At 39.7% G+C, this 9,923-nt stretch carries 7 protein-coding genes; 1 reads left to right on the top strand and 6 read right to left on the bottom strand.

Annotation, left to right across the window (positions count from 1 at the left end; genetic code table 11):
- The 6 genes from VJ937_RS14540 to VJ937_RS14515 all read right to left on the bottom strand — a co-directional run.
- A partial coding sequence (locus VJ937_RS14540; protein WP_324068305.1) for a cyanophycinase occupies window positions 1-809 on the bottom strand: 809 nt, incomplete at its 3' end.
- A 422-nt stretch (window positions 810-1,231) separates the two neighbouring features.
- On the bottom strand, window positions 1,232-2,299 hold the full coding sequence (locus VJ937_RS14535) for a VOC family protein (RefSeq protein ID WP_324068303.1): 1,068 nt from the start codon (window positions 2,297-2,299) through the stop codon (window positions 1,232-1,234).
- Window positions 2,300-2,305: 6 nt separating this feature from the next.
- A complete protein-coding gene (locus VJ937_RS14530; RefSeq protein ID WP_324068302.1) occupies window positions 2,306-3,094 on the bottom strand; it encodes an SDR family oxidoreductase in 789 nt (262 codons plus the stop codon).
- Window positions 3,095-3,333: 239 nt separating this feature from the next.
- Complete coding sequence (locus VJ937_RS14525; RefSeq protein WP_324068300.1) at window positions 3,334-4,206, bottom strand: ChaN family lipoprotein; 873 nt, start codon at window positions 4,204-4,206, stop codon at window positions 3,334-3,336.
- Window positions 4,207-4,231: 25 nt separating this feature from the next.
- On the bottom strand, window positions 4,232-6,235 hold the full coding sequence (gene ligA, locus VJ937_RS14520) for an NAD-dependent DNA ligase LigA (RefSeq protein ID WP_324068298.1): 2,004 nt from the start codon (window positions 6,233-6,235) through the stop codon (window positions 4,232-4,234).
- A 101-nt stretch (window positions 6,236-6,336) separates the two neighbouring features.
- Complete coding sequence (locus VJ937_RS14515) at window positions 6,337-7,017, bottom strand: DUF554 domain-containing protein (RefSeq protein WP_324068296.1); 681 nt, start codon at window positions 7,015-7,017, stop codon at window positions 6,337-6,339.
- A gap of 171 nt (window positions 7,018-7,188) precedes the next feature.
- On the opposite strand from VJ937_RS14515, the gene VJ937_RS14510 reads away from it, so the two are divergent.
- Window positions 7,189-9,923 (top strand): PAS domain S-box protein (locus VJ937_RS14510; protein ID WP_324068294.1); only part of this gene is annotated, 2,735 nt, incomplete at its 3' end.

Genomic DNA, 9,923 nt, shown 5'->3' with positions numbered 1-9,923 from the left:
TGTGCTTTTTTGTGCTTTTTCTGGTTTTCTATTACAATAACCTGGCTCTTACCATATACAGTGAACTGGTTGTTTTTATAATAGATAGCTGTAGATTCATCGATACCTACTGCAGTGGCTTCAGGGTTTTCGATCGCTACGGTTATGAGCCGATTCATGCGCATACGCCATACAAAATGTTGGTCTACAATAATTTTATCCGTGAATCCCATACCCTCGGCAATTTCAATGTTATTAGCTTCAATGGTCCGAAACTCTCCAGTGTATTCGGGATGCTTATACTCGTCACCCGTTATCATTTTTTTACTCATAACCGCAGCTCCTGCACTTGTGCCTGCTATGGTTGCTCCGTTTTGGTGAGCCTGATGTATCGCTTTATAGATGGGTGTTTCTTTTACTACTTTCATGAAGCGATTCTGGTCCCCTCCGGAGATGTAGATTAATTTTGCCTGCTCAAGTGAATCAAGCCAGGCTTGTTTCGGTGATTCTCCTTCAATGAAATTAAATGCAGTAACATTGGTTATCCCCTGTTCTGTAAACTGCTTTTTAGCATAGAAAGCGCTCGTGTCTGGCACAGAACTGGACATTGGCAGAATTACAATGTAGCCAGTCCTGTCTACATTGCTTAACTTAATGAGATCTTTAACCAGTGCGGGTGGCCTCTTTCCTCCGCCAATTATGAATAAACCTCCTGCAGAGCTTACTGTTTTGTGCTCATTTGTTTCTTGTTGATTTGCTTTGTTTTGCTGTTCGGTGCAGCTCACGAATAGGAACAGGAATCCCATTACAATTATTGATAATTGCCTCATAAAATTGTGTTTTTGGATTCGTATATCTAGGAAACGTTACCAAATATATGAATATAGTTGCGAATTATAGTCAAAAAGAGTGATTTTTATAAAACATGTTTAAAAACATGTTTTGAGGGTATTTAAGCTGAAAGGCAGATTCTTTTTGCTTTTTAGATATCGGTTAAGTGTCTTATTGTTAGGTTTCTGGTATATTGGTTTTCTGTTTGGATAGCTACCCGGGAATGATATCGATGCCCATGAAATGATGCTGTTTTTTGTGAAAAAATGTGCGTGTATGGTTTTGAGTACGAAATACTATGGAAATATGCTGCAAGTTGTGATGGTGGTAATGTATCGTATTCCCGTTATTATCTTTAATAGAAGTCAATACGGGTAAAATGATTTCGGGTTGCAACCACTATAAGTTGCAACCCCTTTATTTAAACATGACTTACCTTACTCATGCCAAGTGTCTTTAGCATCCATTTGGGCAGTGGTTTTTCAGGAGCCCGTTTTTGCAGGTTAAGGTACCAGCCTAATTTTTTAAGGAGGGGAATTTTGTGGGTTTCAACAAATTCAATTAAAGTTCCTTCTGGTGCCTGTATGTATGCAAAGCTTCCTGCAGCCTCACCCATGTCAAAAGATGGATTGTCGCGCTGGCTGTCTACCGTGAAGGGAAAACCTTTTGATTTGCACTCTTCGCGCAGTTCATCTATGCCGTTCATGTCGAAACACAGGTGAATAAAACCAGGGTCGCCCCAGATTCGACCTTCGAAAATTTCTGAAGGTTTACGTGTTTTTACTTGTAGCAACTCTATTTCTGTGGGGCCAAACATTTTGCTAAATGCTCCCTTTCTTGGTTTGTTGTGACGCAATAGTACACGCCTGATTTCTTCGTGTCCGCCGGGAATAGTTTTAAAATCGTCGAAATGTCCTGTAATATCGAAAACTACCTCATCATAGCCCAAAATATCGCTGTAGACTTTCATCGATTCTTCGATATCATTTACCCCAATAACTGCTCCGTAGGCCCCGCCATTACTGTTCTTTTTTGTAAAATAGGTATCAGACTCAACAAATTCAAAGATGTTTTCATACGGATCGCGCACAAAAAAATGTTTTTCTCCGGCAGGATTGGTATGAATCTCGCTAATCAGGTCCAGTTTTTCCTTTTTAAACTCTTTGTAAGTGCATTCAATGCACCGTGTTTTCATTTTAGCATAATTTATCCCAAGGTCACCGGCCATAAGGGTTTTTTCTTTGAGGGCTGGTGTTTTGCCTGTATGTTGCCATATTTCAAATCCACCTCCACCTTCCATATTGATGGCCAGAGCTGCTACACGCTTGCGTGTCTCTCCTTCGGTATGTGGCAACATCAACTCAGCTACAGCCTCTTCTTCAAAGATGCGGATATTCATCTTGAAATGCTTAATATACCAATTCCAGGCTTCTTTGAAATCCGGTACGCCTACTCCTATCTGTTGTATTCCTGAAATAATTTTCGCCATAATGCACTAGGTTGGATTTGTTTTACGAGCTATTTTATAAAAGAGTGGTGGAATGAATTTTTTGAAATATACCATCAAAATTTCCTTGCCACCTATAAAAACTTCTTTTTTGTTTTTTTCTATTGCACGTTTCATTTGTGCTGCACATTTTTCAACTGGTATGCCATTTGCCTGGCCCGGATCCATTACTCCCTGGGCTTTACCCTGTGCGTTAAGGGCACTCAGGGATATGGGCGTATTAACCCTTCCCGGACACATAATTGTTACCGAGATATTATCCTTGTAATGTTCAAGCCGGAGCGACTCAAAGAAACCATGCAATGCAAATTTTGATGCAGCATAAGCGGAGCGTAAAGGGAATCCGAATTTTCCGCTAATGCTTGAGGTCACACCGATTTTTGCGCTTTTTGATGCTTTGAGCAATGGTAAAAGATTTTTGGTAACCTCAATGGCTCCAAAATAGTTGATTTCCATTATTTTGCGATCAACGTCAATGGGTGCCTCTTCGGCACGTGAACGCTGACTTATGCCGCTCACATGGATCAATCGATCTAAATGATTGTGCTTTGCAGCTATGCTGTCTGTAAATGATTTTACAGATTCGGGTTTGCTTAAATCAAATTCTATGACTGTGGTTTCACTACCTTTTTCTCGACATGCCTCTGCAGTTTTTTCCAGTTCAGCCTGCCCGAGTGCTGCCAAAATTAAATGGTTACCTTCACCCGCATACGATAATGCAAGGGCCCGGCCTATTCCGCTTGAAGCTCCTGTGATAGCGATAATCCGTTTGTCCATAGTCAAATTTTAAGCAAGCGCAAAGTTAGTAAAATATTCAGGGCTTTCATTATGAAAATAAGCCTATTTTGAGCAAGACTAAGCACTGTAATAAAATAAAAATTATTTTAAGTTATTTATTTTCAATGCTTTTAGTCTCAGCTGATGGCCCCTTGCCCTGTGTAAAAGCATTGGCCAATAAAGTGCAGGTTGGAAAATAGTTTGTAACCTGACTGAAAAATGAAATACCCTGATATTCGTTAGTAGGTTTCTGTTACATCTTCATTTACAACCAGAATGTAATCAGCAACGTTTGTGTTTTTATCTAGTATCTCATTTACATCGTTTTGCAATACTGTTGAAATGGTCTTGATTTTTGCTTCTGGTGCATATTCTTTAACGTACCAAACTATGCCTTCGTGGTTGTCGGAATGGTAACGTCCGTTAAAATGAAGCATGAGCATGCCCGGTTGCATGTTTTGAACGATAAAATGTGCCATGGTAGCATCTTTAATAGCCTGGGCTTTTGCGAGGTTTTCGGCATTGCCTTTTTTGCCCGGCATATGTGCTGCCATTTTCAGCATTTTTGCATAGCCGGGTAGTTCAATGTCGAATGGAACGGGTAGTGGCGGTAGCCATTTTTTCGCCTCGTCAGAGAGCTCTTCAAGGCCTTTGAATCCTTTTTTATTAACAAGCGATGCATATCGTCTTGGGATGTTACTTGCTATAAATGGAATGCTGTGTTGTTTGGCAAATTCCAGTAATGGTTTATAATCTGTCTTATAATTGTCCCATAACCGGGCTTCTTCTTCAAAGTTTTTATTGGCAATGAGGTCATTCAAATATTCATCAATGATGATTTGGTTGTCTGCTTCGAACATTTCTGCTGCTAAAGCCAGTTTATTGGTTACCTTCATGTAAAGATTTTTTGTGAGCTCAAGTTGCAACCAATGTGCGATGGCACTGTTATGCAGCTCACCAAAAAATACCACATCCTGTTTTTGCAGGTCTTTGGTCATCTTTTCCCATGATACTTTTTTTCCTTTGGAATTGTATAATTCGTATGATTTAGGGTTTTGACCAATAAGGTTAATTCCTATGAGGAGTAAGAGTACGCTGAAAAAAGTTTTCATAATAAATAGATTTAATTTATGGCAATTATTTGCCAATAAGTTTCATGAATTCCGCTTCATCGATAATACGAACACCGGCTGCCTGTGCTTTGTTTATTTTCGAGCTTCCAGCATTTTCGCCGGCAAGAAGAAGATCGGTTTGCGATGATACTGAAGATACTGCCTTGCCACCGTGAGCTTCTATTGTTTCTTTAATTTCATCTCTGGTGAAATTGTTAAGCTTTCCGGTTGCTACTATTTTTATACCGTCCAGGGTGCCCGATTTAGGTTTGTCGTTGGCAGCAGTCATTTGCAGGCCATATTCGCCGAGTCTTTCAACCAGTTTTTTGTTTTCGTCGTTGTCAAAGTATTTGCGTATGCTGAATGCTATTTTTTCACCTATCTCATCCACAGCGACCAGCTCTTCGGTTGTGGCATTTGCCAGTTCCTGTATGGATTTGAAATGGCGTGCAAGTGTTTTAGCAACGGTTTCTCCTACAAATCGTATCCCCAGTGCATAAAGCACCCGGCTCATGGGTACTGATTTGGAGCTTTGTATGCTTTGAATGATGTTTTGAGCTGATTTGGAGCCTAATCTTTCCAGCTTTTCAATATCATGGGCTTTAAGTTCGTACAAATCAGGCAGGGTTTCGATTAGGTTTTCTTTCAGAAATAGCTGTATAGTTTCTTCTCCGAGCCATTCGATGTTCATGGCTTTGCGACTGATAAAATGCACAAACTTACCTTTTTGCTGAGGTGGGCAGTGATTTTCATTGGGGCAAAAATGTGCTGCTTCGCCTTCTTTACGTATGAGTTGTGTGCCACATTCAGGGCATTGGGTAATGAACTCAACAGGATTTGCATCTTTCGGACGTTTTTCTTTATCAACGGCGGTTATTTTTGGTATAATTTCGCCCCCTTTTTCCACAAATACTGTGTCCCCATGGTGCAAGTCCAGTTTTTTTATGATGTCCTGGTTGTGTAAAGAAGCACGTTTCACCGTTGTACCTGCAAGAAATACGGGCTCCAGGTTGGCAACCGGAGTCACTGCGCCGGTTCTACCTACCTGAAAATCAACTGATTTTAGGTGTGTGCTGGCTTGTTCGGCTTTGTATTTGTAGGAGATTGCCCAGCGGGGAGATTTGGCTGTGAAACCCAGTTTTTCCTGTAGTTCGAGCTCATCTACTTTTATTACGATGCCGTCTATTTCGTATGGTAGCTCATGCCGTGCTGTTTCCCAGTGGTGTATATATTCGAGTACTTTATCTATATTGTTTGCTCTTTGCATGGTGTCAGGTACGCGAAATCCCCATTGCGCAGCTTTTTGCATATTTTCAAAATGCGATGACCCGGGTAAATCATCGGCCATCAGGTAATAAAGGAAACAGTCAAGTGGTCTTTGCGCCACTGCCGATGAGTGAATAAGTTTGATTGAGCCTGCTGTAGCATTGCGCGGATTGGCAAAGGTTTTTTCTCCCTGTTGTTCTCTGCGCTCATTCATCTCCAGAAATTTTGATTTGGGCATGTAAATCTCACCTCTTATTTCAAAAAAGTCCGGGTAATCGCCATCGCTTAGTTTCAATGGAATACTTTTAATGGTTTTTACGTTTTCTGTTACATCGTCACCCTGTGCGCCATCGCCGCGTGTAACAGCCTTGCTTAAACGTCCTTTTTCATAACGCAGACTGATGGATACCCCGTCGAATTTCAGCTCGCACGCATAAGTGAAATCGTTACCTGCCACCTTACGCACCCGGTTGTCGAAATCTCTTAATTCTTGCTCGTTGTAGGTGTTTGCGAGCGATAGCATGGGGTATTGATGCTGAACTTCCTCGAAACGCTGATCGCGATCGTCACCAACACGGCTAGTGGGGCTGTTTGTGTCGGCAAACTCCGGATGCGCTTTTTCGAGGTGCTCCAACTCTTTAAGCATCATGTCATACTCATAATCAGTTATTTCGGGCGTGCTTTTTACATAGTAGAGGTGGTTGTGATGGTGTAATTGTTCACGCAATTCATATATTTTCTCTTTGATGTCGGAAGTACTCATTTAATCTTTTTTAGGCGAATTTAAGGTTTTTGATCGAAAAAAAGATGTACCCTGGCTTACTACATTAACTCAGCGGGCATCTTTGTAAGGAAGCAGTCGCTTCAGGTAAATATCAGTGCCAGAATAACGGCTATGACCAATGCGGGGATCATATTCATGATTTTGAGTTTGGTAATGTTGAGTATGTTTAGCCCCAGGCCAAGTAGGAGTAGGCCGCCCACGGCAGTAAGTTCGTTTATGATCGGATCGGTCAGGTAATCCGCAAGTGATGCTGCAAAAAGCGTCAGCCCTCCCTGGTAAATAAGCAAGGGAATGGCCGAAAAAAGCACTCCTATACCCAGCGATGCGGCTAGGGCTATTGAAGAGAAACCGTCTAAAACAGATTTAGCCATTAGTAAGTTGGGTTCGTCTCCCAGTCCTTCCTCAAAAGCCCCCAATATGGTCATTGAACCCATACAAAACAGAAGGAACGATGTTACAAAGCCTTCTGAAAAAGTACTCGTTCCGTGGGATTTCAATTTTCCTTTCAGCCAGTTGCTGAATTTTAGAAAGGCTTTGTCTATATCCATCCATTCTCCAAGTATGGTGCCTGTTACCATACTGAACACAAGAATAAGGAAGTTGTCAGTTTTGGATGCCATATGAATTCCAAGAAAGAGTGTGAAAAGGCCAATTGCCTGAAAAACCCGATCAGTAATTCTTTTGGGCATGCGTGATCTGATAATGAGTCCGGCTACGCTGCCTGCAATTACTGCTGCTGTGTTGATAATGGTTCCTAACATGGCCTCAAAGTTATGGATTTAAAAAATTTATTCAAGTTTTAGTTTAGTTAGATTAGCTTTTTGGGTTTGCTCGATGTTTTTTATCTTCCCAATGCTTATTGGATTTTCAAATTTTACTATTGACTTATGAGCTTTTTTTTCCTAAATTACAGCTAATTATTCTGTGCTGATATGTTTGCCGATCAAATACCAATAGAGGACGACAGGTATAATGTGCTTTATAACAATGCGCCAACCTCATTTCAGACACTTGGTGCAGATGGTGATATAAAGGACGTTAATAAGACCTGGCAGGAAACTTTTGGTTTTAAGGCAAAGCAGGTTAATGGAGAATCCTTTTACAACTATCTACATAAAGACGATAGCACAGTTTTTAAATACTATTTTGAGCTGTTAAAGAAAAACGAGTGCCCTAATAATGTGCGCTGTCGGATAAAGCATAATAACGGACATTATTGCGAAACAATAATACAAAGTCTTGGAAGTGGGCAAACGTGCAATTCAAAAGAGTATTACTTTGTGATTAAGACTGATAAAGGTCGGTCAAAACCCGAAATTTATGCAAAGGAAAACATAGCAAAATATCAGGCCATATTTAATGGGGTGAATGAGGCCATTTTTTTACACGATCCTCAAACCTTAACCATTTGGGATGCCAATCAGAAAGCCGCTGAACTTTATGGTTATTCTGTTGATGAGTTTCGCAATAATAACTTCAGCATTTTTGACATAACGGCTCCTGAGCAAAATATTACACCCGATTTTGTAACTAAAAGTTTTCATAAAGTAAATACAGGGGAGTCTTTTGCCATACTATGGAAGGCTAAACGTAAAGATGGCAGTACTTTTTGGGTTGAAGTTTCACCGAAATTAATTTTTATCGAAGGTGAAAAGCAAATTATGGCCTCTGTGCAGGATATCACTGACCGATTAAATACAGAAAAGGAATTACGTGAGCGTGAACGCAAATATCGACTGCTGGCAGAGCATTCATCAGATGTAATTGCAGCTCTTGATAGCAACTTGAAACCCATTTATATCAGTCCATCTGCTCAGACGCTTTATGGCTATTCTGAATCCGATTTTCTCCATAAATCTATTTTCGATATTGTATATAAAGATGATTTAGAAGCATTGCAGGTTGCAATGCAGGAGCATATTAATAAAAAAGATAAACAAAGCCGGCTTACCTTTAGGATATATACCAAAGAATATAATGTTAAGTGGATAGAGGCCATTTCAAATTATTTTTACGATAAAAGTGGCGAAATAGAGCGTATAATAATTAACGAAAGAGACATAACAGATCGAAAGAAACTTGAAGACAGATTAAAACAAGCCGAAAAAGTGAAGTCTTTGATATTGAATTCTACAAAGGAATTGGTAGTGTATTACAGTCCTGATTTTAAAATTAACTGGGCTAATAAAGCATCTGCTGATTCTGTATCAATGAATACCGACGATTTAGTTGGAGAGTATTGCTATAGTATTTGGCATGGTCGTGAAGAACCATGCACGGATTGCCCTTTGATTAAAGTGCTTAAAACAGGTAAATACCAGGAAGGTGAAGTTAATACACCCAATGGACGATATTGGTTTTTGCGAGGCTATCCCATTCTCGATGAAACGGGTAATATAAAAGGACTTGTTGAATTTGGACAAGACATTACGGAAGAAAAGCTTTTAAAAGATAATGAAAAGCAACACCGAATAATGCTTGACATGATTGCGAACAATACAGGGAGTATTATATTTTTACTTAAAGTGGAAGGAAAAGATAAATACCGGTATCAATTCATAAATGAGACCTTTTTTCAAATAACTGGCTACAAAAAGAGTCAATTTATGGGCAAGTTACTTGAAGAAGTAATGCCGGAGGATACACTCGATTTAGAACTTAAAAAATACAGGGAAGCTATTGCACAAAAACAAAGTACTCAGTGGGAAGAACAACTGCCTACACCCTATGGCAACAAAACAGGGCTTGTTACACTTACACCCATATTTGATTCAGCATGTAAGTGTACATATATTGTTGGACATATTACTGATATTTCGGGAAAACTAAAGACGGAGCGCATTTTACGGGAGAAGGAACAAGTACTTAAAACGGTTATAGAGCAAATGCCAATGGCTGTATTTGCCCATGATTTGGAAGGTAGATTTGTACTTGTAAATAAAGCTGCCGAAAAAGATACTGGTTATTCGAGGGATGAGCTGCTTTCGATGAAAGTTTCAGACATAGACCAGGACAGTGCAACTCGAAATGACCAGCAGCATATATGGAAAGAACTTGAATTTGGAAGCAGACAGCATATCACAACATATCATCGGAAAAAGGATGGAAATACTTATCCTGTAGAACTTTTTATTACTGCTACTGTACTCAAGAACCGCCCCGTTCTGATAGCCATGGCACAAGATATTTCGGAACGGCTAGAAAACGAAACAGTTATAAAGGAACGGGAAGAACAACTTAGGAAAGCCAATGAAACAAAAGATAAATTTTTTAGCATCATTGCGCATGACCTGCGAAATCCTTTTAATTCTCTTGTGGGTATTAGCGAATTATTGATCGAAAAAATTGAAGAGGGCGATATTCAAAATTTGCCTGATTTTTTGAAAATACTTCATAATACAGCCATTCAGGGCACCAATTTGCTCGATAATTTACTGACCTGGTCCAGGTCTCAGTCAGGGACTATTCAATTTAACCCTAAATACAATAATCTAAAAGAGTTGGTAGATGAATCCTTAATGTTACTGGAGAATGTGGCACATCAAAAACAATTGCGCACTGAAAATAGCATAAATAATAATCTGATAATTTATGGAGATTTGGATATGTTACGTACAATTCTGCGCAACTTGATTACCAATGCTTTGAAGTATACTGCCAATGGTGG

This window comes from Salinivirga sp. (assembly GCF_035268865.1).
Lineage (GTDB): Bacteria > Bacteroidota > Bacteroidia > Bacteroidales > Salinivirgaceae > Salinivirga.
This window is presented reverse-complemented; position numbering and strand designations above follow the sequence as displayed.